Here is a 23,279-nt window from a genome sequence, read left to right on the forward strand (position 1 = left end):
AATAAACCTGATCGCGTTATCCACCATCACTATCCGACCATGAGTGCGCTGACAAAGCTCAAATTCCAATCGCATTCGCGTGCTATTTTACTAGCCCCTCAACAAAAATTCACCACACCAGGCCACGCCCCATTTCAACGCGCATTAGATCTACGCGATTCTTTAGCGAAACCAGCCCAGCTGAAAGCGCAACGTGATTACTCACACTACTGTAAGTAACAAAAGATAGATTCAGAGAATCGGCAAGCACGTCGCGAATCTCCTTCACGTAACTCTCTTCAGGAATTGTAAAATAATGACTATGCGAGTAAATATTTCTATATCTATAATCTTCCAGCAGGAATCGGATGTCAGGGTCTTCCAATCCGCAACCCACAAAAAGAAAAGAATGCGTACTCAAGAGCGAATAGATTAGTTCGTAGAATTCTCGATGCTCACTCCTTGCTTTTGCATACTCGCTTCTAGTAAATATTAATGCGTTCGGCGATCCAATCGAACCATGACTCTTGATCAACACGCGCTCCCTGCGCCTTATCGTCTCGGCCACATCATTATCTTTAAAGGTCTTCACGACCACCGTACCATTTCCACGGTCCGCGAGAAGCGTATCGTAAATTTGGTCTACATTTGGCGTAACAGCTACGTGTAAATCGAGCCCCCACAAAGTCTCGTGTATTTCGGCGGGCCGAAACCCCGGATCCTGAAACTCGCTCTTCATAAACTCAACAAAATCATTACGGCCAAGTTGAGTCTTAATAACTTCGCACGCCGTCAGAAGATCATTTTTTACAATAAGGTCTTCGACCTGTTTGACAATCCTCTTCTGCCTGGAGCCAAGCCTCTTCGCCCCAGCCAACAGAAATGCAGGCCAACTCTTCGGCCGTGTCTTCCCATCTTGCGCGACCGAGTTCATTGACACGCCGGCGCCGAGGAAGATGACTGCTCGTCTTGCAGCGATGTCCTTGACCAGCTGATCAGGCCACCTCATCACTGGTCAACGACCTTAACGTTATTTTCAACATTATCGGCAATCTCACATATCACCTTATTGAACTCTTTGACCTTATCGAAATGCGCGCCAACGATTCCGTCAGCAGATTTAAGCGCAAATATCGGCTTGGTCGAAGTTTGTGACATCGGGACCAAGCTCTGAAAATAAGGAATTTCACCAAGCTTGTAATCCACCTTTAATCCATTATTCAATGGAATTATCAAGTGTTTACTAATCGCAGGAGCAATCCTCTTGATTATTTTTTCGTAGGATTTAACAGGCTGCTTCTTCCCGCCAACCGTCTTCGCAGTGTACTGCTGAGTAACATACCCTAGAAATTTAATCCCGCCCTCATCGATAGTTACGCCCCCCTCGAGTTGGAACTTCTCGCCATTCTCCTCCTCGTATACTTCGAGGCCGCGAGATATCCCTTTCATCCAGCCCTGGATAGCAACTTGGATATTTTGCAGTCCTCGCAAGCTAAAAATATCCGAAGACATCGGGAGTATGAAGTAGTCACAAGTTAGAAGCACCGTTCGATTTATAGCACCAAGTGACGGCCCGATATCGAAGAAAACATAGTCGTACGCCTGATCTTCGGCCCAAGCAATTAAAGCTTTCAAAAAGTACGTAGTTTTTAGGCCCCGCTCCTGGCCATTAGTCGCGTCAAACCAGTCCTTAGCCAAAAAATCCTCCGCCAAGGCGAACTTTGGGTCTCCCGCCACGAGATCCAAGCCAAAGTCATCACTTCTGACCACTGGGATTGGTCCGTAGCCACGACTTTTCTTCAACGAGGTGATCAGACTATTAATGGTCTTCCCCTCACTGCCAGATGCATATATTCTCTCGACCTTACTTTCGGCGAGCATATACGCAGTAGCGTTACACTGCGGATCGGCGTCAACAACGAGAACCTTTTTGTTTTTCCCCAGCGCAAAATAGGCCGCTAGATTGCAGAGCAATGTAGTTTTTCCGACTCCGCCTTTATTGTTGAATACGCAGAAAGTTTCCATCAGTCCACCAGATAAAGTCGATAAATATTCGCGCACAGCAACCCATCCCTGAGATTACATATCTTTGCCACCACTCCGCACCCACGTCATACAGCGCATGACTGATCTTTAACAGGCTACGTCTCTTACTCTGACCGCTTCCATCGGCGCTGCGAACGCGCCCTTGCGCTCGCGGGCGGTGCGCTGAAGATACGACAGACCTTAGCCGTCGTGAACGAAACGTTCGTCTGAGCCTCCGCCGTCCGTGGTGTGGACGAATTCGGTCTCGCTCTGGGACGCTAGACGGCTGCGGCGGGCCTGCCACGCCTGGACGTTGGGGATCTGCTGCGCCCTCCTCTCCTCCGCAGATCGGACCAGAGCGATCTCGGTAGCGACTTCGCCGCCGCCTTCTTTAAGCAGAAACATGTTCACGCCGACCAAGAGCAATGCGCAGCCGCGCTTCTCGTTGCGACCATGGACGTGCCTAGATCTTATCGCGCTGGCCCATGGCGCCCAGCACACCATCGCGCTCTCTGAGGAACTCAAACGACCTATCGACGGCCTCTTGGACAATGTCGATGAGCGTGTCAAAGTCAAAGGCGTCCGCCCCAGAGTCGGCGATGAAATTGATTCCCGCTCTGGTCGATGAGCGTATGAATGACGCACGCGTTCTTCCTTGGCGTGGTGGTGGTTGAGTCTAATGCAAGAAGCCGTCTCAATGCGCCGGCGAACAGGCGGTGCCCGGCCATCGGCGGGACCGGCCCATCTTGATGCTGCGCGCTGTAGCGTCGAAAGTCGATATCCCCTGCCGGAGTTCGCGGTGACCCCACTCGACAAGCCCCTCAAGCGCGAAGTGCAGATCGACGATGCGCCGTATGTGCTGACCATCGACCCCGACGGCTTGAAGCTCGTGCCCAAGGGCAAGCGCAAGGGCCTCGAACTGCGCTGGACCGAGCTGGTCAGCGGCGACGCGGCACTGGCCACGGCGCTGCAGGCTTCGCTGGAAACACGTTGAACGCCGATTTTCAGCAAAGAACCGTGCTTTTCGCGACGGACTCGTCACCAGCCGATGCCAAGCACGCCGCGGTGGGCACGATCGCAGCCGACCTCAGGGCGCGTACTGCGCCTCGCCGTTCCCGAACGACCAGTTTTCCTTCTTGACCTCGACCAGGTTGATGAACACATCCTCAGGCCGCAGGCCGACCTGGGCGTGCAAGCCGACGGCGATCGCGCGATAAAGCGCCCGTTTTTGCTCAAGGCTGCGGCCTTCACTCCAGGTGATCTGGATGGCGATGAAGTCATCTGTCCGCGCGATGCCGAGATAGCCGGGATCGAACACCAGCCCCGCCTCGTCATGCTCCTGGATGACCTGGAAGCGGTCGTCGCTGGGTACGCCCACGCCTGCCAGTGCGTCCTGGACTGCCTGCCCCACCCGCTCGCGATACTCGGCGTCCTTGCCTTTACGCAGATCGATACGAACAAGCGGCATAGCGGCCTCCAGAAGCCATCGACGACAGAGGCCCGGAGTATGCGCTTGTCAGCACTCGGATGACCTGCGTCCCGCCACCGCACTGTCACGAGCACGGCGCGTGGGCTATCGCCTGCCCGGGTATCCCATGCGTTGGCGGCCAACGAATGCCCGTGAAGGGCGTCGTCTGGCCATGGCCCTGCACTCTCGGGACGCCCCCAGCGTCCAGCGCGCCCGGTGATTGCAAGCGACCAAAAACTGTGCCTAGACTGCCGGCGCGGATCGCGGCGCTTGCAGGAAGAATGCGCAGACGCATCGGTTCGCGCTAGGACAGTTGGAACGCAACGGGTGTCGGTACGTCCCGCGGGTCGGTTTGCGGTCATATCGGCGGTTTGCCCCGTTGTTCTCGATCTCATGACGACACAAGGAGACAGGATCATGAAGCGTTTCGTGCGTTCGGTGCTGCGTACCGGGTCTGGCCGCCAGAAGGCTGTGTGGAAGTACGCCTACCTCTGGCCGAGCATCTATCTGGGCTGAGTCGCGCGTCGACACTGCGCCGCGCAGCGTCATGCTGCGCGGCGTTTGTTTTATGGAGAAGGACATCCATGCTCGACAAGCTCCCCGTCGTGGGCCGATTCCTGGGCGGCCGTGTCGCCGACGATGCCGGTTGGCGGCGCATGGAGGCATTGCTGCGCAAGTGCGAACGCCGGCCGGTCTACCGCGCCTGGATCGGTGATGTGGTGGTGTGCGATGCCACGCTGGCACGCCGGGCCTTGCTCGACAGCGACAACTGCCTGGCGCGCGAGCCGAGCGTGTGGCAGTTCGGCGACAAGCAGCGGGTGCCGGCCGCCACCGTCACCGAACTCAACCGCTGGCTGCACGGCGCTGCCGCCCGGCACGATGTCGATGCGGCAGCGCGTATCGCCGTCGTGGCGCTCGCGGCGGCATCGGGGGATCTGCATCGCGCCGCCCTGCTGGCCGCGCTCGACTCGGTCGCCGACATGCTGGGCTTCGACTGCAATCCCGAGTTGGCGGCTGCAGTCCGGGTGTACATCGGTGATGTCTTCCACGCCAAGCTCGTCAACGCGCCACTCGACGATGCGCAGATCGCACGCGCGCAGGGGCTGGCCTCGCGGGTCGCGGCCTTGCTCACGACCTGCGATGCGGACCTGCCGGCGGTGCTGCGCAACGATGGCGTCCTGACCGGCGCGGCGCGCGGCGAGGTCTATCTGCACGCCGTGCTGTCGGTGGTCGGCGCCTCGGCGGTGATGCTGGCGTGGCTTGCGTGTGTCTTGCACATGGACACCGTGGCCGGCGTCGACACCTCCGCGGACAGCCGGGCGCAGGTGTTCACCTGCAAGCCCGAGCATGTCGCGCTGGAATTGCTGCGCCTGTGGCCACCGGCCTCGGCGCATGGCCGGCGCGTGCTCAAGGACCATCAGGTCGGGCCGGTCAAAGCGCTGCGCGATGACGACCTGGTGATTCCGGTGTTCGTGCTGCACCGGCATCGCGATACCTGGCCGGACGCGTGCGCCTTCGCGCCGCAGCGCTGGCACGAGGACCCGCGTCCGGCGGCGTTCATGCCCTTCTCCGCTGGCCCTGGGGCCTGCATCGGCTCGCAGTTCGAGATCCGGTGGCTGGCTGCGGTCGTGCGGCAAGCGGCGACGCTCGGCAGCTTGCAGCTCGTCCAGGTCGGCAGGTCCCCGTGCGCGAACACGATGTTTTCTCCGCCGCGGTGCCGGCTCGAAACGCCCTGAGCGTCGCCCGCCTCCGATGGGCGACGTGGTGATACGCGCCGCCGGCACTTAGCCCCGCGGCGGCGCGGCGTCCAATGCCTCGCATAGGCGATTGCGGCTGTCTTCCAGGCCGGACTCGGTGCGGTGGATGCGCACCGGCGCGCGGCCGTCGCGGCGGCCGAGGATCCGGCACACGGTGGCCTGCAGGGTTTCGGGGTCGTTGTCGAAATCGCCGTGCCGGGTCGCCGCGCTGCCATCGGCAACGGCGGCCGGCGGCTCGCGGGCCGGAGACTGGATCCAGTCCAGGCGATCGGTGGCCAGCAGGTCGCGGATGCCGGAGTGGGCTTCGATGAAGCGGGCCATGCCCAGCAAGGGCGTGCCATGGCGATATTCGCTGCGTACCCAGCTGCGTGCACGCACCTCGAAGGCGTGGGCGACGAGGTACAGCAAGGACTTGTTGTAGACGCGCGCGCAATGGTCGTCCTGCTCGGCGCGGTCGGTCAGCGTGAACAGCGCGGCGTGGCCGATGCGTTCACTCTGCAGTGCCGGCTGGAAGGTCTGCTCGAACAAGTCCATGGTCATCGCCGGCGCCCACAGCGTGAGGCTGGCGATGCGCTGGCCGATGCCCTGCATCGTCTCGGCCGGGCCGTCGGCGACGCGGCCCTCGGTGGTCAACAGTTGCGCCAGCGGCGCAAGCAGCACGGCCCCGGCGCTGTGGCCGACCAGATGCAGCTCGACGTCGGGGTCGGCCTGCATCCACTCGCCCAGCAGGCGTGCGACCTGGGCCGCGCCGCCGGCTTCGGTGATCGCATCGCCACTGCGCACGACCGCATTGGTCGCCAGCAGCGCATTCTCCTTCATCTCGTCCCACAGCGCCTTGCCGCCCAGTGCGCGGGCCAGCGGTTCGATGGTGTCGTCGACGCGGTCGAGCAGCAGACCCTTGGCGCGGTCCATCAGGCCCTCGGTGCGCGGGCGCACGGCATCGCGCAGCAGGTTGCCCAGCGTGCTCCAGAAGCCGGTCTTCCAGACGAAGCACAGCGGGTAGACCTGCTGCGGCAGCATCAGCTCGCGCAGGTCGGCGACGCGCTGGATGGCGGCCTCCTCGGGCACCAGGCCACCGTGCGCGTAGAGTGCAATGCGCTTTTTCGGCCAGTCGCGAGTGATGCGCGGAAGATCGTCGCGCACCAAGTGGCGCACGGCCTCCTGGCTGGTGCCGAAGCGGCCGGTCGTGCGCAGACGGCCATCGTTTCCGAGGCTGACGATGTGCGGGCGCAGGTCGGCCTGGGCGTAGCTGTTGGACTGACGGGCCAGAAACGAATTACTGGTGGCAGTGGCCTGGACGCGCTGCAGGCGCACCGGCACGGCCAGCCGCGCGACCCAGACATCGGTGCCGCGCTGCAACCATTCGTCGTAGCTCACCCAGCCGTAACCGCGTCGGCCCCAGCGCGTGCCCCAGGAGTTCTGTAGCCAGAAGCCGTCGCGGTCGTAGCCGACGATCGCAAACGCATGCCAGCCGGCCACCGGCTGCTCGGCCCAGGCAATGACGCCGGTGGCCGGTGGCGCCAGCCAGCCGTCGTGCACCGCCGCCGAGGCGTAGAGCACGCCGGCCTCGGCAAAGGCGGCGTGCATCGCCACCAGGTCCTTGTGGTTGACGCGGTAGTAGGCGCCGAGCGGATGTTCCTGCGCGGCCCGGGCACGTTCCTCGGTGTAGACCTCGTGCAGCGGCCCGGGACGGGCCGGCCAGCACTCCTCGGCGCAGACGCCATGGCGATGCCAGCCCTTCATCGCGCCGCGGCAGCTCGAGCCGGTGTAGTCCTCGCCTTCCCATTCGTCGTAACGACGCGCCATGTCATAGAGCATGCGCGTACTCACGCGCCGGGTGACCGGTTCGGGCCGGCGGCGGCGCAGCAGTGTGTGGGCGACGGTCGCCAGGCCGTAGGCGGTGCAGGCGCCGTCGCTGCGCTGGTCGAGCACGGGGACCTTCAGCGCGAGAAAGTGCGCGAGCGGCATCTCCGAGGGCACGTCGACCAGCGAAGGCTCGAACATGCGGTCGCGGAAGTCGGCGGTGTCGGGCCGGGCGTCGAACAGCCGCGGCGTGGCCGCTGTCGTGCGCGGCGCCTTGCCGGCGCGGGGGGTCGTGGTCGCCATGCTGCCTCCTGCGTGCCTGCGTCGAACGCGGCCGATGCCTGCCACCGGCCTTGGCGGATGCCCGGATGCAGTGTGCACCGGTTGCAGGTCGCCGTCGCGGCAGCGTGCGCGCGGGCGGTCTCAGGAGCCGCGACCGGCGGCGTCAGTGCCAGTGCTCCTTGGACATCAGCCCCAGGAAGAGCACGAACACCGCGACCGCGAACGGGATCGGCGACAGCGTGGCCAGCCGCAGCTGCCACGACTTGCTGCGATCGGCGCAGCACAGCGCGAACAGCGCGGCGCTGATCGCGCACGCCACCGGCGGAAACACCAGGGGCGGCAGCATCAAGAACATCAATGGCAGCGAGGCGGCGACCAGCACGAACGCCAGCAGGACGCCGCCGACCACGACGCCGTTGCGAATGCGAAAGCCGCCCTGCGGATGCGCCATGCCTGTCCCCTGCTCGTGACCGGCAGCGAGCATACGCACCCGCGTGTCGGCACAACAGCGGTCGCCGAGCGCGGCGGTGCGAGCCGCTGCGCTCGGCGACCGCTCAGTCCTTGACCAGCCCGCCGTCGACAACGAGGTTCTGCCCGGTGACGGCACGGGCCCATGGTGAGGCAAAGAACAGCACCGCGTCGGCGAACTCGGCTGGCGTGGTCACGCGGCGCAGCGGGGTGCTGGCGGCGATCAGGTCGAACACGGCCTCGGGCGTCGCGGCGCTCGCATCGGTGGTCCGCAGCAGGCCGCCGGACAGCATGTTCACGGTGATGCCGTGCGGGCCGAGGTCGGCGGCCATCGTGCGCGTGAGCGAGAGCAGCGCGGCCTTGGCCGCGGTGTAGTCGTGGTACGGGACGACCGGGTTCTGGAACAGGTTGGTGCCGATGTTGATCACGCGCCCGAAGCCGCGCTCGCGCATGCCGGGCACGGCGGACTGGAGAGTATTCAGCGCCCCGCGCACGCTGCCCTCGAACTGCGCGGAGAACCGCGCCCAATCGATCGTCTCGCCCTGCGGGCGGGCATCGCCATCGAACGCGAAATCGACGAGCGCGTTGTTGACCACAGTGGTCACCGGCGCACCGAACCGGGCGCGCGCCTGCTCGAACAACGCCGCGACCTGCGCGGGATCGGTGACATCGGCGCGCAACGCGAGCGCGCGCTCGGGACCGAATTCCTCCGCCAGCGCCTGCGCGGCCGCGACACTGCGGAAATGATTGACCACCACGCGCGCGCCCTGGCCGAGGAACGCGCGCACGATCGCGGCCCCCAGGCCACGGGCGCCGCCGGTGACGAGGACGATCTGGTCGGAGAGTGGGAGCGACATCGGCATATCCATCAAGGCGAGAACAGTCGGCAAGGATGCCATTGCTGCGCGGGTTGAAGGCGCGCGCGAGCAGCGGATCGGAATGTGCGAGAAGCGCCCCATCCCAACCTTCCACCCCTGAAGGGCGCGCAATGCCCCGCAAGCGGGGGAAGGAGTAGCAGCGCGTCCGCTTCATTGCAGATGAAGACGAAGTAACCCACACCGAGGCGCATGGCCACGTCCGCCGCAAGGCACAACGCGCGCAGCTCTCGGAAGGACCAGACCCGCGCGTGAGAAGCGCCCCCATCCCAACCTTCCCCCGCAAGCGGGGGAAGGAGTCGTCACGTGCGCCCTTCACGAAGTAAACCGCAGGTCGCGCATTGTTCGTCCCCAGCGCGCGGGTAAGACGTCAGCAACGCTGCGTCGCATGGTCACCTCCCCCACGCGTGGGGGAGGTCGACACGCGCAGCGTGGCGGGTGGGGGCATGGGCTGGCGCGATGGCGTCTCCGCACCAATACGCGTGCGGGCAGAACGCCCCACGTCATGCGCCATCCATGGCCTATCGGTCTGCAGCCCGGGCTTCGTCCGTAACCGCGGTATCGGCCGACACCCCCGCCTCGCCCGTCTCCCGCTTTGCCTGCGCCGCGATCTGCCCGTCGACCATCGCGTCGAACGGGGCGAGCAACGCCTCGAAGCCGCCGCCGGGCTCGAGCACGTCGAGTGCGGCGGCGATCGCTTCGACGGTCGCGAGTGCGTGCGGTTCGCGGGCGCGGCGCACGCGGTAGCGCGAGAGCCGGTCCGGCGCGAGCGCCAGGCGCGGCAGCGCTGCGAGCTCGGGGTTCAGGCGCAGTAGGCGACGCGCCGTGCGCCAGGTGCCGTCCGGCACCACGAGCAGGGTCGGCGCGCCCTCGCCTGCCGCCGTCCACGCCTCGGGATCGACGGCCGTCTCGCCTGGAAACAGCAGCAGCGCACGCACACCGGGCGCCTCGAGCCAGGCCGGCAGGTCGGCGAATCGCTCGCCCACCCACAGCGTCGCGCGGCGCAGGCCGAGTGCCGCCAGCCGTGCGGTGTTGAGCGGATGCGCCGCCTCGTCGGGGTGCTGCAGCACGAGGATCCGACTGCGACTGGGCAGATCGGGGATCCACGCGCACAGGCAATGCGAGACCGGGCGCAGACAGCGAGGGCAACGGATACGGGCCATGGCAAGAGGCGGCGTCATCGATGAAACGTCGGGCGCAAGCGCCGCCCGACGTCTCAGTCCGGAATCGCCAGCGCCAGCGTCTCCTTGATTTCCTCCATCACGATGTAGCTGCGCGATTCACGCACATGCGGCAGCGTCAGCAGGCTGCTGCCGAGCAGTTCGCGATAGGCGGCCATCTCCGGGATGCGCGCCTTGATCAGGTAGTCGAAATCGCCCGACATCAGATGGCATTCGAGCACGTTGGGCACGCGCAGGGCTGCGCGGCGGAATTCCTCGAAGATGTCAGCGGACTTGTAGGCCAGGCCGATCTGCACGAACACCAGCAGTCCAGCCTTCAGCCGCGCGGGGTCGAGCCGGGCGTGATAGCCCTGGATCACGCCCTCGCGCTCGAGCCGGCGGACGCGTTCGGTGCACGGCGTCGTCGACAGCCCGACCCGCTCGCCGAGTTCAGTGAACGAGATGCGCGCATCCTCCTGCAGGATGCGCAGGATGCGCGCGTCGATGCGGTCGAGCGGGCGACTGCGGGTGGTGCGCGGAACGGGCATGAAAAACTCCGGGCAAGAGCGGCGCGCGACAGGACAATCCGCCGTGAACCGCGCCTCAAAACAGCGGAATCGACTATCGGACCGCCACTATACTGCGCGGATTGCGTGCCGGCCGCGCCCTGCGCCGGCGAAATGTCTTGCGGAGTCGCGCACATGCGGGTGCTGGTGCTGGGAAGCGGTGTGATCGGCGTGACGAGCGCCTGGTATCTGGCGCGCGCCGGGTTCGAGGTGACGGTGGTCGACCGGGCGAACGGCCCGGCCTGCGAAACCAGCCATGCCAACGCCGGCCAGATCTCGCCCGGCTATGCGTCGCCGTGGGCGGCGCCGGGGGTGCCGTTCAAGGCGATCCGCTGGTTGATGCAACGCCACGCGCCGCTGGCGATCCGCCTCACCTCCGATCCGCAGCAGTACCTGTGGCTGGCGCAGATGCTGCGCAACTGCACCGCCGCGCGCTATGCGGTGAACAAGGAGCGCATGGTGCGTCTGGCCGAGTACAGCCGCGACTGCCTGGACGCCCTGCGCGCCGAGACCGGCATCGCCTACGAGGCGCGCCAGTTGGGCACCCTGCAGGTGTTCCGCACCCAGGCGCAGTTGGATCACGCCGGGCGCGACACCGCCGTGCTCGACGAAGCCGGCGTGCCTTATGAACTGCTCGACCGCGCCGGCATCGCGCGCGTGGAGCCGGCGCTGGCCGGCGTCGCCGACCGCCTGACCGGCGCGCTGCGCCTGCCCGACGACCAGACCGGCGACTGCCGGCTGTTCACCGAGCGGCTGACCGAACTGGCCCGGGACGCGGGCGTGACATTCCGCTTCGGACAGACGATCGAGCGCATCGAGGGCAGCGGCGACCGGATCGAGGGCGTGCGCATCGAGGGCCGCCTGGAACGCTTCGACCGCTACGTGATGGCGCTGGGCAGTTGGTCGCCGGCCTTGTTGCGGCCGCTGGGCCTGCACCTGCCGGTGTATCCGCTCAAGGGCTATTCGCTGACGATTCCGATCCGCGACCCGGCGATGGCGCCGGTCTCCACGGTGCTCGACGAGAGCTACAAGGTCGCGATCACGCGCTTCGACACTCGGATCCGCGTCGGCGGCATGGCCGAGGTCGCCGGGTTCGACATGCGCCTGGATCCGCGTCGGCGCGCGACGCTGGAAAAAGTGGTCGGCGACCTGTATCCGCAGGGCGGCGACCTCGCTGCGGCTGATTTCTGGACCGGCCTGCGGCCGACCACGCCCGATGGCACGCCCGTGGTCGGCGCCACCCGCTATCGCAATCTGTTCCTCAACACCGGCCACGGCACGCTGGGGTGGACGATGGCCTGCGGCTCGGGCCGCTATCTGGCCGATCTGATGGCGATGCAGCCGACCGCGATCCGCGGCGACGGGCTCGACCTCTCCCGCTACGGACACGCGCGGGACACTGCGTCGCGGTCGGACACGCGCAGTGTCGCAGGCGCGACAATGGCGCGCTGATTTCCCCCGCAGCAAGGACACCGCAATGCGCCCCGCTCGTGCGCTGATCGACCTCGACGCCCTGCGCCACAACTATCGACTCGCTCGCCGCCTCGCCGGCGGCAAGGCCCTGGCGGTGATCAAGGCCGACGCCTACGGTCACGGCGCGGTGCGCTGCGCGCAGGCACTGTCGCGCGAAGCCGACGGGTTCGCGGTCGCGTTCCTGGAAGAAGCGCTGGCGCTGCGCGAGGCCGGCGTCACCGCGCCCATCCTGCTGCTGGAGGGCGTGCTCGCCGCCGACGAGCTGCCATTGGTTGCCGAACACGATCTGTGGATGGTCGTGCACGCGCCCTGGCAGGTCGAGGCGCTCGCGCGCGCGACGGTGTCGCGGCCGCTGGACGTGTGGCTCAAGCTCGATTCGGGCATGCACCGCGTCGGGATCGATCCCGATGCCTATGCCGCCACCTGGCAGCGGCTGCGCGCGCTACCGCAGGTCGGCCGTCTGGTGAAAATGACCCACTTCTCGCGCGCCGACGAGCCTGCGCATGACCGCACACGCGAGCAGATCGCCACGTTCGCCGCGGTGACCGCCGACCTGCCCGGCGAGACCAGCCTGTGCAACTCCCCCGCCCTGCTCGCCTGGCCGCAGGCGCGCGGCGACTGGGGGCGCGCAGGGCTGATGCTTTATGGCGCGTCGCCATTTGCGACCGGGCATCCGGCCGCGGCCCAGCTGCAGCCGGTGATGACGCTGGAATCGCAGGTCATCGCAGTGCGCGACCTGCCGGCCGGCGAACCCGTTGGCTACGGCGGCACCTTCGTCACGCCGCGGCCAACGCGCGTGGGCGTCGTGGCGATGGGCTACGCGGACGGCTATCCGCAATTCGCCGCCACCGGCACGCCAGTCGCGATCGACGGCCAGCCCGGCCGGCTGATCGGTCGGGTGTCGATGGACATGCTCACCATCGATCTGACCGAGCATCCGGACGCCGGCGTCGGCAGCCGGGTCGAACTGTGGGGCCGCCAGGTCCCGGCCGGCGAGGTCGTCGCGCGCAGCCAGACGAGCGCGTACCGGCTGCTGTGCGGCGTCAAGCGCGTGCCGCTGGTGTCGGTGACGGAGCACTGACGGCACTTGCCCCCACCCGGCGCGCGTTGCGCGCCGACCTCCCCCGCGAGCGGGGGAGGTGATCGTGCTGGGCGGCCATTCGCCTTCCCCCGCATCGCGGGGCATTGCGCCCTTCACGGGTGGAAGGTTGGGATGGGGGCGCTTTACTCGACGAGCCCGCACCCCCACCCGGCGCGCGATGCGCGCCGACCTCCCCCGCGAGCGGGGGAGGTGATCGCGCGCGGCGGCCGTTCGCCTTCCCCCGCATCGCGGGGCATTGCACCCTTCACGGATGGAAGTTGGGATGGGGGTGCTCTACGCGACGAGCACTTGCCCCCACCTGGCGCGCGTTGTGCGCAGACCTCCCCGCGGGCGGGGAGGTGTTCGTGCGATGACGGCTTTTAGCTCCTTCCCCCGTTTACGGGGGAAGGTTGGGATGGGGGTGCTTTACGCGACGAGCCCGTGCCCCCACCCGGCGCGCGTTGCGCGCCGACCTCCCCCGCAGGCGGGGGAGGTGATCACGCGAGGCATCCGTGCTTGCGCGAAACGCGCCTCAGCCTTCGCGCCCCAGCGCACGGAGGGTGCCGCGGGCCTTGGCGCGGGTTTCGTCGAGTTCGCGCACAGGGTCGGAGTCGGCGACGATGCCGGCGCCGGTGCGGAAGCGTGCGGTGTCGCCTTCGATCTCGGCGCTGCGGATCAGGATGTTGAGGTCGAGGTCGCCGTCGCGGTTGAGCCAGCCCATCGCGCCGGTGTAGGCGCCACGGCCCTGGCCTTCGAGTTCGGCGATGATCTGCATGCAGCGGACCTTCGGGCAGCCGGTGATCGTGCCGCCGGGAAACACCGCGGCGATCGTCCTGCCGGGCGTCGCGTCCGCGCGCAGCCGGCCGCGGACGTTGCTGACGATGTGGTGCACATGCGCGTAGCTCTCCACGCACATCAGCTCGTCGACCTCGACGCTGCCGGCCACGCACACGCGCCCCAGGTCGTTGCGCTCCAGGTCCACCAGCATCACGTGTTCGGCGCGCTCCTTCGGGTGGCCCACCAGTTCCTGCACGCGGGCCAGGTCGTCGTCGCCGTCGAAACGGGCGCGGGTACCGGCGATCGGCCGGGTCTCGACGAGATCGCCGCGCACCGAGACCAGACGCTCGGGCGAGGCGCTGGCGACCGCCCAGCCCGCGCCCTGCAGCAGGCCGGCGAACGGTGCGGGGTTGTGCTCGCGCAGGCGGGCGTAGAGTGCGGCGGGATCGAGTGCGCCGTCGAAGCGCGCACGCCAGCCGCGCGAGAGGTTGGCCTGGAACACATCGCCGGCGGCGAGGTAATCGAGCACGCAGCGCACACCGTCGGTAAAGCGCGCCGGAGCGTCCTCGTCGAGCGCGACCGGTTCGCGCCAGGCCGGCAGCGGCGCAACCGCCACCGAAGCCGCCTCGGTCAGGGCATCGAGCAGCGCAGCGTGGCCGGGCTCGGCGACCGCGACGACCTCGCCGGTGGCGTGGTCGCGCAGCACCGCGGCCGGACAGCGCCAGGCCATTGCGACCGGCAGATCGCCGACCGCGTCGGGTAAGTCCAGCACCGGTTCGACTTGGGCGGCGAGTTCATAGCCCATGTACAGCGCCCAGCCACCGCGGAACGGCCAGCGGGGCTCATCGCGATCGATGCGTGCGGCATGCCACTGCGCATCGAGCAGATCGAGGAATGCGCCGTCGAGACTTTCGCCGTCGGCATCGCGGGTGGTGCCGTCGACGTCCAGTCGCAGCGAGGCGCCGTCGGTCGCCAGCAGCAGGTCCCAGCGCGATTGTGCGGTCCCGTGCGCGACCGACTGCAGCAGCAGCGGATGGCGCGCGGGCGCGGCGCGCTGCAGCGCGAGCAGATCGGTGTCGGCGGGCAGCGGTCGAGTGATCAGCACGGGGCGGCCGTCGTGGTTGAGGGTCAGGCGTCGAGTTCGGTCCAGCGCAGGTATGCCGCATCGAGCGCGTCCTGCGCCTCCTGCAACGCCTGGCCGTGCGCGGCGATCGCCGAGGGATCGCGCTGATAGAAGGCCGGCGTGTTCATCTCCTCGGTCATGCGCGCGATGTCGGTCTCCAACTGCTCGATGCGGCCGGGCAACTGTTCGAGCTCGCGCTGGTCCTTGTAGCTGCGCTTGCGCTTGGCCGCGACCGGCGCCTCGGCCACCGCTGGCGCCGAAGCGGCCTGGACCGCGCTCGCCGCGGATTTCGGCGCGAGCGTGGTCGCCGGCAGCGCCTCGCCCGGCTGCGGGCGCTGGCGCAGCCAGTCTTCGTACCCGCCGATGTACTCGCCGACTTGACCCTCGCCTTCCATCACCAGCGTCGAGGTGACCACGTTGTCGAGGAACTCGCGGTCGTGGCTGACCAGCAGCAACGTGCCCGGATACTCGCCCAGCAGTTCTTCGAGCAGCTCCAGCGTTTCGACGTCGAGGTCGTTGGTCGGTTCGTCCATCACCAGCAGGTTGGACGGCTGTGCGAACAGCTTGGCCAGCAGCAGACGGTTGCGCTCGCCGCCCGACAGGCGGGTGATCGGCGCCCGCGCGCGCTCGGGCGTGAACAGGAAATCCTGCAGATAGCCGATCGCGTGCTTGCGGGCGCCGTTGATCTCGACGAAGTCCTGGCCCTCGGCTACGTTCTCCAACGCGCTCCAGTCCTCGCGCAGCGTCGCGCGGTACTGGTCGAAGTACGCGATCTGCAGCTGCGTGCCTGCACGCACCTCGCCGGTCTGCGGCTGCAGTTCGCCCAGCAGCAGTTTGAGCAGCGTGGTCTTGCCGGTGCCGTTGGCGCCGATCAGGCCGATGCGGTCGCCGCGGAAGATCGTGGTGGAGAAATCGCGGATCAGGGTGCGATCGCCGAAGCCGAAGCTGATGTCCTTGAGCTCGACGACCTTCTTGCCGGAATTGCCGGCCGAGGCCGCGGCCATCCGCACGTTGCCGGTGAGATCGCGGCGCTGCGCCCGTTCCAGGCGCATCGCCTTGAGCCGGCGCACGCGGCCTTCGTCGCGGGTGCGGCGGGCCTTGATGCCCTGGCGGATCCACGCCTCTTCCTGCGCCAGCAGCTTGTCGAAACGCGCCTGCTCCTGCGCCTCGGCGTTGAGACGTTCCTCGCGGCGGCGCACGTAGTTGTCCCAGTCGCCGGGCCAGCTGGTCAGCTTGCCGCGGTCGATCTCGATGATCCGCGTCGCCAGCGAACGCAGGAATCGGCGATCGTGGGTGACGAACACGATTGCGCCGGACCACTGCTTGAGGAAGCCCTCGAGCCAGTCGATCGCGGCGATGTCGAGATGGTTGGTCGGTTCGTCGAGCAGCAGGATGTCTGGCGCCGACACCACCGCACGCGCCAGCAGCACGCGGCGCTTCATGCCGCCCGACAGCCGGGTGAAGGCCGCATCGCCATCTAGCTGCAGACGTTCGAGGACCTCGGTCACGCGCTGGTCGATGCGCCAGCCGTCGAGGGCCTCGATGCGCGCCTGCACGTCGGCGAGTGCGTCGTAGTCCTCGGCGTGCAGCAGGCGGTGGTACTCCGCCAGCGCCGCGCCCGCCTCGCCCAGACCGCCGGCCACCACGTCGAAGATGCTGCCGTCGGCGCCCGCGGGCACTTCCTGTTCCAGGCGCGTCACGCGCACGCCCTGCTCGCGGCGGATCTCGCCGTCGTCGGGCTTGAGCTCGCCGTCGATCAGGCGCATCAGGGTGGACTTGCCGGCACCGTTGCGGCCGATCAGCGCGATCCGCTCGCCACGCTCGATCGCCAGCTCGACACCGTCCAGCAGCAAAGGGCCGCCGACGCTGTAGTCGACGGCATTCAAGGTCATCAAAGGCATCCGCACAGTGTAGCGGTCCGCGCCGCGCACCGGACCGTCGTCGCAGTCCTGGACATCGGACGAACCTGAAGCCGCGCCCTTAGGGTGATCCCTAGTTGGACCGGCGCCGGCACCGGGGTATCCAGAAGGCACCCCCTTGATCGCACGCCCGCTTCGCAGCGCGATCCGCCCCCGAAGGAGACGTCGATGAACGCCATTTCCGCCGTCGGTCCACAGACCGCCCTTCCCGCCTCCGATGCGCCCAGCGGGCGCGCGCTGACCGTCCAGCACGGCGACACCCTATCCGGCCTGGCCGCACAGCTCGGCGTGCCGCTCGACCGGCTGCTGGCGGCGAACCCGCAGGTGCTGAACCCGGATGTCATCTATCCCGGCGATACCATCAACGTCCCTGGCGGGACCACGCAGGCCGCCAGCGGCGCCGGTGGCAGCTACACCGTGCAGCCCGGCGACTCGCTGTCGGGCATCGCCTCGGCCAATGGCACGACCGTGCAGGCGCTGCTCGAGGCCAACCCGCAGATCCGCAACCCCGACCTGATCGTCGTCGGCGACCGGATCCAGTTGCCCGGCGGTAGCGGCGGCGGGACCGGCGGCGACGGTGCCGGCCCGGTCGAGGGCCCGGATCCGACCGCACCGCCGGCGACCGGTGGCGCGGACGGCGTCACCGCGGCCGAGTTGCAGCAGATCGTGCCGACGCTCAGCACGGCGAAGGCCGAAGCGGTCGCGCCGCATCTCAACGCAGCGATGGCCGAGGCCAACATCGACACCCCGCAGCGCCAGGCGATGTTCATCGCGCAGCTGGCGCACGAGAGCGGCGGCTTCCACTACATGGAAGAGATCGCCAGCGGCGCGGCGTACGAAGGCCGCGCGGACCTGGGCAATACCCAGCCCGGCGACGGCGAGCGCTACAAAGGCCGCGGCTACATCCAGGTGACCGGCCGCCACAACTACACCGAGGCCGGGCGCGCGCTGGGTCTGGACCTGGTCAACAATCCCGAGCTCGCCGCGCAGCCCGAGAACGCGGCACGCATCGCCGCCTGGTACTGGCAGAGCCGCGACATCAATGCCGCCGCCGATGCCGGCGACTTTACCCAGGTCACTCGGCTGATCAACGGCGGCACCAATGGCCTGGCCGACCGCGAGGCCTATTACGCGCGCGCCAGCGCGATCCTGAACTGAGCCACGCCCCGCCACCGGCGATGGTCGGTGGCGGCATTGCGGACCCCCGGTCGCGGCACGGTCGTCCAATTGCACTGCGACCGGACGTATAAGCGCGCGCCTGACACCGACACCGCGCGCGTCACACTCAGGGAATCTCGAAGCCTGCCGGGTCGGTCGGGATGCCGTACTGCGCGAACAGCGCAGGCCCGATCTGCGATAGCGCTTCGCCATCGCAACTGCGCTCGACCGCGTCGCCACCAGGGACTGGCGCGATCGCCACGCCCGCCTTCTCCCAGCCGCGGCCGATGCCGGTGTACAGCGTGTGGACCTGCCCTTGGTGGTCGAAACGCAGGAAGGCGCCGCCACCGCCCGAGTACGTCAACGTGCCGCCACGAAATGCCTGCGACGGCGCGGTGTCGCCGGACGGATAGACCACGGGCGGCGGCGCGCCCAGCGCTGCGCCGCTCCGGTAGGTCAGGCGCGCGCTGTCGGGCGACCCGCACAGCGCATTGGCTCCGTCCGCGTTGCGGCAGCCGAACACCACGGTCTCGCCGTCCGGACAGAATGGGGCGTTCTCCGGCGCCGGCACCGGATCGCCGGTCGTGACAGGCGGCACAACGGTGACGGCGCGGGCGTCCGATGCCGGCGCAACGCCAGGGTCGGCCGCAGCGTCGGACGCTGTCGGCGCACGATCTGCGTCGGTGCACGCGGCAAGTAGCAGCACCGAGAGCGAGGCAGCGAGCGCTTTCATTGAACCTCCAGGCAGCCAGAGACCACACCAGCCTGCCATGCCCGGTGTCGGCAAGCCGCGACCGTGGTCACGACCGGCGCCACGTCCCGTTCGGTCGCCCGGGACACCGCGCGTCAGGAACTGCACGACAGCATCGAGCAGCCCGGCTTGGTGCGCGCCCAGTCCGGACGGCGGCCGGCGAAGGCCTCGCGGCCCGGCTGGTCATCAAAGGGGCGGCGCAGCACGTCCAGCAGCTCGGCAATGCCCGCCGCGTCGCCACCTTCGGCGCGGTCGATCGCCTGCTGCGCCAGGTAGTTGCGCGGCACGTAGCGCGGATTGGCGGCGTGCATGCGCACACGCCGGTCCGCAGCGGGTTCGGCACTGTCGGCCAGGCGCGCGGCATAGTCGCGCATCCACGCAACCAGCCCCTCCTCGACCGCCGCGCGGCGCGCCGGGTCGTAGAACGCCTCGCCGATCGCATCGAGCGAGGGCGCGGCCAGGTCGAGATCGGCCAGCCCGCGGAAGAACAGCGTCATGTCGGCCTCCCCTGCCTGCAGCAGCCCGTGCAGGCGCTGCATCAACGCGACGTCGCCCTCGCGCACATCCGGCAGGCCGAGCTTGGCGGCGGTATTGCGGCGATCGGCGGCGCCGTAGGCGGCGGCATAGTCGTCGAGCCCGGCCTGCAGCGGCGCGACCTCGCCGAACAGCGGCGCCAGCGCCTGCGCCAACCGGCCCAGGTTCCAGTGCGCGATGCGCGGCTGCCAGCCGAAGCGATAGCGCCGGCCCTGGGCGTCGGTGGTATTGGGCGTCCAGTCCGGATCGTAGTCGTCGATCCAGCCGTAGGGACCGTAATCGATCGTCAGGCCCAGGATCGACATGTTGTCGGTGTTCATGACGCCGTGCACGAAACCCACGCGCATCCAGCCGGCGATCATCTCCGCGGTGCGGGTGCAGACTTCGGCGAACCAGTCGCCGTAGCGCGTCTCACCGTGGCCGGCCAGATGCGGGAAGTCGCGCGCGATCGTGAAGTCGGCCAGCCGCTTGAGCAGCGCAAGGTCCCCGCGCGCGGCCGGCAATTCGAAATGCCCGAACCGCACGAACGACGGCGCGACCCGGCACACCACCGCCCCCGGCTCGGCGGCGGGATGGCCGTCGTAGAACATGTCGCGCACGACCGCATCGCCGGTCGCCACCAGCGACAGCGCGCGGGTGGTCGGGATGCCCAGGTGATGCATCGCCTCGCTGCAGACGAACTCGCGGATCGACGAGCGCAGCACCGCCCGGCCGTCGGCCGTGCGCGAGTACGGCGTGGGGCCGGCGCCCTTGAGCTGCAGTTCCCAGCGCTGGCCGTCGTCGGCGACGCCCTCGCCCAGTGTGATCGCGCGGCCATCCCCGAGCTGCCCGGCCCAATGGCCGAACTGGTGCCCGCCGTAGTTGCCGGCGTAGGGCATCATCCCCGGCACCAGCGCATTGCCACCGAAGACCTGCGCGAACGCCGGCGAGGCGACGGTGTCGGCATCGAAGCCCAGCGCCTGCGCCATCTCGGCCGAATGGGCGAGCAGGCGCGGTGCGGCGACCGGCGTCGGCAGCACCGGCGACCACAACGCACCCTCGACCTGGCGCCGCCGGCTGCCGGCCTCGGCATCGCCCGGCAACTCGCGCACGAAACGGTTGTCGAAGCGCAGGCCATGCGCCAGCGCGACCTGCGGCAGAACCGTCGCGCTCATCGCCCCAGCTCGTAGGGGCCGCCGACCTCGAGCGCACGCCGGTAGGCCGGCCGTGCATGGATCCGCTCGACGAAATCGCGGATGCGGGGACCGACGTACTCGCCGGCGCGCGCGACTGCCGCCTCCAGCGGAAAGCTCATCTGGATGTCGGCCGCGCTGAAGCGCTCGCCGAGCAGCCACGGCTGCGCCTGCAGTTCGCGCTCGACGTAACCCAGATGCGTGGACAGTTGCGGGCCGACGAAGGCCTGCATCGTCCGGTCAGCGATACCGCGCGCGACCGGTCGCACGAAGAACGGCATCGGCGCGCTGCGCAGGCGCGCCATCACCAGGGTCAACAGCAACGGCGGCATTGCCGAGCCTTCGGCGTAATGCAGCCATTGCCGGTAGCGCAGCCAGGCGTCCTCGTCGCCCGGTTCGGGCGACAGCGTATGCGTGGGGTCGAAGCGCTCGACCAGGGTTTCGACGATCGCCCCCGACTCCACCAGCACGCGGCCGTCGAGCTCCACTATTGGCGACTTGCCCAGCGGATGCACCGCACGCAACGCCTCGGGGGCGAGCATCGTGCGGGCGTCGCGCTGGTAGCGCACGACCTCGTAGGGTTGCCCCAGTTCCTCGAGCAACCACAGCACGCGCTGGGAGCGGGAGTTGTTCAGGTGATGCACGCGGATCGTCGCCATCGGGTCCTCTGCGTTCGGCTCTTGGCGGCCATGATGGGCCAGGGCATGACAAGACGCGGAGAATCGGGGTGACCCGCGCACCGAGAGGGCCGGCAATCGCTGCAAGCCCGCCCCCCCAATGGGCCGCTGCGCTCGCTCGGGATCAGGACCTCACCCGGCCCATCGCAGGCGCCCGCACCAAAGCCGGGACCACGCCTCCGCGGCGCCCCTGATCGGCGTCACCCTGGCGTTGCACCGTCTTTTCCGCGAATCCAGGCGCCCCGGCGGGTTACACTATGCGGTTCCCCCGACCGGCACTGCGCCGGCGCTACGAGAGACCGCACCATGAGCGCCGAGACGCCCATCCCCAACGCCCCCTCCCCCAAGTTCACCGACCTCGCCCTGCCCGAGACGCTGCTGCGCGCGCTGGCCGGCGTGGGGTACGAGTCGCCGTCGCCGATCCAGGCCGCGACCATCCCGCCGCTGCTCGAAGGTCGCGACGTGCTCGGCCAGGCCCAGACCGGCACCGGCAAGACCGCCGCGTTCGCGCTGCCAATCTTGGCGCGCATCGACCCGGCCGCCCGCAAGCCGCAGGCGCTGGTGCTGGCGCCGACCCGCGAGCTGGCGATCCAGGTCGCCGAGGCGTTCCAGAAGTACGCCGCGCACATGCCCGGCTTCCATGTGCTGCCGATCTACGGCGGCCAGGGCTATGCCCAGCAGCTGTCGGCGCTCAAGCGCGGTGTGCAGGTGATCGTCGGCACGCCGGGCCGGGTGATCGACCACCTCGAGCGCGGCTCGCTGGACCTGTCGGAACTGCGCGCGCTGGTGCTCGACGAGGCCGACGAAATGCTGCGCATGGGCTTCATCGACGATGTCGAAGCGGTGCTGAAGAAGACGCCAGACTCGCGCCAGGTGGCGCTGTTCTCGGCGACGATGCCGACGCAGATCCGGCGCATCGCGCAGACCTACCTGCGCGAGCCGGTCGAGATCGCGATCAAGGCGACCACCACGACCGCCGCCAACATCCGCCAGCGCTACTGGATGGTCAGCGGCACCAACAAGCTCGATGCGCTGACCCGGATCCTGGAAGCCGAGCCGTTCGACGCGATGATCATCTTCGCGCGCACCAAGCTGGCGACCGAGGAACTGGCCGAGAAGCTCTCGGCGCGCGGTCTGGCCGCGGCCGCGATCAATGGCGATCTCGACCAGAAGCAGCGCGAGAAGACCATCCAGCAACTCAAGGATGGGCGCATCGACGTGCTGGTGGCGACCGACGTCGCCGCACGCGGGCTGGACGTGGAGCGCATCAGCCACGTGCTCAACTACGACATCCCCTACGACACCGAAAGCTACGTGCACCGGATCGGCCGCACCGGTCGTGCCGGGCGCAGCGGCGAGGCGATCCTGTTCGTGGCCCCGCGCGAGCGCGGCATGCTCGGCGCGATCGAACGTGCGACCCGGCAGAAGATCGAGCAGATGCAGCTGCCGACGGTCGAGATCGTCAACGAGCGCCGCGTCGACCGCTTCCTTGAAAAGATCACCGGCGCGCTGGAGAGCCCGCAGCTGGCGCAGTTCCGCGACCTGGTCGACCGCTACGAGCGCGAGCACAACGTGCCCGCCGTCGAGATCGCCGCGGCCCTGGCCACGCTGGTCCAGGGCGACACGCCGCTGCTGCTCGACCCGCCGCGCAAGCCCGAGAAGCCGTTCGAGCGCGAGTTCGTCGAGCGCCCCGGCGGCCGTGAGGCCTCGCGCGCAGCACGCGAGCCGCGGGAACCCCGCGAGCCCCGCGCGCCGCGCCCCGACCAGGGTCCGCGCGAGCCCGACGTGGGCATGGAGACCTTCCGCATCGAGGTCGGCTATGTGCATGGCGTGCAGCCGGGCAACATCGTCGGCGCGATCGCCAACGAGGCCGACCTGGAAAGCCGCTATATCGGCCGGATCGACATCCGCGACGACTACAGCCTGGTCGACCTGCCCGAAGGCATGCCGCGCGAACTGCTCGAACACCTGAAGAAAGTCCGCGTCGCCGGCCAGTCGATCCGCATGCGCCGCGCCGAGGAGGCCGACATGGCCGCCGCCCCGCCGCGTACCGGCAAGCGTCCATTCGCCGGCAAGCCGCACGGCAAGCCCGGCTTCCGCCCCGGCGGCCCGCGCAAAGGCCCCCGCCGCGACTGACTCCAAAACCGCGGTCAGAGTCGAATTTCACCCGAAAATCCACTCTGACCCCGGTTGTTGTCGAAATTCGACTCTGACCCCGGTTTGGGGAATGC

The 23,279-nt window shown here is 67.9% G+C and carries 20 protein-coding genes; 7 read left to right on the top strand and 13 right to left on the bottom strand.

What is annotated here, in order from left to right; genetic code table 11:
* Window positions 1-109: 109 nt before the first annotated feature.
* Both FHW73_RS04580 and FHW73_RS04585 read right to left on the bottom strand, forming a co-directional pair.
* The gene (locus FHW73_RS04580) at window positions 110-988 is read right to left on the bottom strand and encodes an SIR2 family protein (protein WP_183425540.1); all 879 of its coding nucleotides are present in this window, start codon (window positions 986-988) and stop codon (window positions 110-112) included.
* The gene (locus FHW73_RS04585) at window positions 988-2,004 is read right to left on the bottom strand and encodes an AAA family ATPase (protein ID WP_183425541.1); all 1,017 of its coding nucleotides are present in this window, start codon (window positions 2,002-2,004) and stop codon (window positions 988-990) included. The genes FHW73_RS04580 and FHW73_RS04585 overlap by 1 nt, the downstream gene beginning before the upstream one ends.
* Before the next feature lie 403 nt (window positions 2,005-2,407).
* Here FHW73_RS04585 and FHW73_RS04590 point away from each other — a divergent pair, with 403 nt between their 5' ends.
* Window positions 2,408-2,632 carry a hypothetical protein gene (locus FHW73_RS04590; RefSeq protein WP_183425542.1) on the top strand — a complete coding sequence of 75 codons (225 nt, stop codon included), beginning with the start codon at window positions 2,408-2,410 and terminating at the stop codon, window positions 2,630-2,632.
* 171 nt (window positions 2,633-2,803) lie between these two features.
* Window positions 2,804-2,998: a hypothetical protein gene (locus FHW73_RS04595; RefSeq protein WP_183425543.1), complete on the top strand. Its 195-nt coding sequence runs from the start codon at window positions 2,804-2,806 to the stop codon at window positions 2,996-2,998.
* Window positions 2,999-3,091: 93 nt separating this feature from the next.
* On the opposite strand, the gene FHW73_RS04600 is transcribed toward FHW73_RS04595, so the two are convergent.
* Complete coding sequence (locus tag FHW73_RS04600; protein WP_183425544.1) at window positions 3,092-3,472, bottom strand: tautomerase family protein; 381 nt, start codon at window positions 3,470-3,472, stop codon at window positions 3,092-3,094.
* 584 nt (window positions 3,473-4,056) lie between these two features.
* Here FHW73_RS04600 and FHW73_RS04605 point away from each other — a divergent pair.
* Entirely contained in the window at window positions 4,057-5,208 is a 1,152-nt protein-coding gene (locus FHW73_RS04605) for a cytochrome P450 (RefSeq protein WP_183425545.1), read from the top strand.
* A gap of 48 nt (window positions 5,209-5,256) precedes the next feature.
* Here the strand turns inward: FHW73_RS04605 and FHW73_RS04610 are convergent, their stop codons facing one another.
* The 5 genes from FHW73_RS04610 to FHW73_RS04630 form a co-directional block, all read right to left on the bottom strand.
* On the bottom strand, window positions 5,257-7,335 hold the full coding sequence (locus FHW73_RS04610) for a C1 family peptidase (RefSeq protein ID WP_183425546.1): 2,079 nt from the start codon (window positions 7,333-7,335) through the stop codon (window positions 5,257-5,259).
* A 142-nt stretch (window positions 7,336-7,477) separates the two neighbouring features.
* A complete protein-coding gene (locus FHW73_RS04615) occupies window positions 7,478-7,765 on the bottom strand; it encodes a hypothetical protein (protein ID WP_183425547.1) in 288 nt (95 codons plus the stop codon).
* Window positions 7,766-7,868: 103 nt separating this feature from the next.
* Window positions 7,869-8,639, bottom strand: a complete 771-nt coding sequence (locus FHW73_RS04620) for a 3-oxoacyl-ACP reductase (protein WP_255492653.1) — start codon at window positions 8,637-8,639, stop codon at window positions 7,869-7,871.
* Between the two features lie 539 nt (window positions 8,640-9,178).
* Window positions 9,179-9,820, bottom strand: coding sequence for a DTW domain-containing protein (locus tag FHW73_RS04625; RefSeq protein ID WP_183425549.1), 642 nt, complete (start codon window positions 9,818-9,820; stop codon window positions 9,179-9,181).
* Window positions 9,821-9,873: 53 nt separating this feature from the next.
* The gene (locus tag FHW73_RS04630; RefSeq protein WP_183425550.1) at window positions 9,874-10,365 is read right to left on the bottom strand and encodes an AsnC family transcriptional regulator; all 492 of its coding nucleotides are present in this window, start codon (window positions 10,363-10,365) and stop codon (window positions 9,874-9,876) included.
* Window positions 10,366-10,518: 153 nt separating this feature from the next.
* On the opposite strand from FHW73_RS04630, the gene FHW73_RS04635 reads away from it, so the two are divergent.
* Together FHW73_RS04635 and alr are read left to right on the top strand one after the other, a co-directional pair.
* On the top strand, window positions 10,519-11,835 hold the full coding sequence (locus FHW73_RS04635) for a D-amino acid dehydrogenase (RefSeq protein ID WP_183425551.1): 1,317 nt from the start codon (window positions 10,519-10,521) through the stop codon (window positions 11,833-11,835).
* Between the two features lie 25 nt (window positions 11,836-11,860).
* Complete coding sequence (gene alr, locus FHW73_RS04640) at window positions 11,861-12,937, top strand: alanine racemase (RefSeq protein WP_183425552.1); 1,077 nt, start codon at window positions 11,861-11,863, stop codon at window positions 12,935-12,937.
* Between the two features lie 532 nt (window positions 12,938-13,469).
* Here alr and FHW73_RS04645 read toward each other — a convergent pair.
* Window positions 13,470-14,819, bottom strand: coding sequence for an aminodeoxychorismate synthase component I (locus FHW73_RS04645; RefSeq protein WP_183425553.1), 1,350 nt, complete (start codon window positions 14,817-14,819; stop codon window positions 13,470-13,472).
* A 23-nt stretch (window positions 14,820-14,842) separates the two neighbouring features.
* Window positions 14,843-16,738, bottom strand: coding sequence for an ATP-binding cassette domain-containing protein (locus FHW73_RS04650; RefSeq protein ID WP_183425554.1), 1,896 nt, complete (start codon window positions 16,736-16,738; stop codon window positions 14,843-14,845).
* Between the two features lie 186 nt (window positions 16,739-16,924).
* Between FHW73_RS04650 and FHW73_RS04655 the strand changes: the two genes are divergently transcribed.
* On the top strand, window positions 16,925-17,914 hold the full coding sequence (locus tag FHW73_RS04655) for a LysM peptidoglycan-binding domain-containing protein (RefSeq protein WP_183425555.1): 990 nt from the start codon (window positions 16,925-16,927) through the stop codon (window positions 17,912-17,914).
* Between the two features lie 127 nt (window positions 17,915-18,041).
* On the opposite strand, the gene FHW73_RS04660 is transcribed toward FHW73_RS04655, so the two are convergent.
* The 3 genes from FHW73_RS04660 to FHW73_RS04670 all read right to left on the bottom strand — a co-directional run bounded on the left by FHW73_RS04660 (window position 18,042) and on the right by FHW73_RS04670 (window position 21,030).
* Window positions 18,042-18,647 carry a hypothetical protein gene (locus FHW73_RS04660; RefSeq protein ID WP_183425556.1) on the bottom strand — a complete coding sequence of 202 codons (606 nt, stop codon included), beginning with the start codon at window positions 18,645-18,647 and terminating at the stop codon, window positions 18,042-18,044.
* Between the two features lie 113 nt (window positions 18,648-18,760).
* Window positions 18,761-20,353, bottom strand: coding sequence for a YdiU family protein (locus FHW73_RS04665; RefSeq protein ID WP_183425557.1), 1,593 nt, complete (start codon window positions 20,351-20,353; stop codon window positions 18,761-18,763).
* Window positions 20,350-21,030 (bottom strand): glutathione S-transferase, encoded by a 681-nt coding sequence (locus tag FHW73_RS04670; protein WP_183425558.1) that lies wholly within the window; start codon window positions 21,028-21,030, stop codon window positions 20,350-20,352. Before FHW73_RS04670 ends, FHW73_RS04665 begins: the two co-directional genes overlap by 4 nt.
* A 324-nt stretch (window positions 21,031-21,354) precedes the next feature.
* On the opposite strand from FHW73_RS04670, the gene FHW73_RS04675 reads away from it, so the two are divergent.
* Window positions 21,355-23,184 (top strand): DEAD/DEAH box helicase, encoded by a 1,830-nt coding sequence (locus FHW73_RS04675; protein ID WP_183425559.1) that lies wholly within the window; start codon window positions 21,355-21,357, stop codon window positions 23,182-23,184.
* The last annotated feature ends 95 nt before the right edge of the window (window positions 23,185-23,279 follow it).

It is taken from the genome of Luteimonas sp. RC10 (assembly GCF_014192745.1).
In the GTDB taxonomy this organism is placed as follows: domain Bacteria; phylum Pseudomonadota; class Gammaproteobacteria; order Xanthomonadales; family Xanthomonadaceae; genus Luteimonas.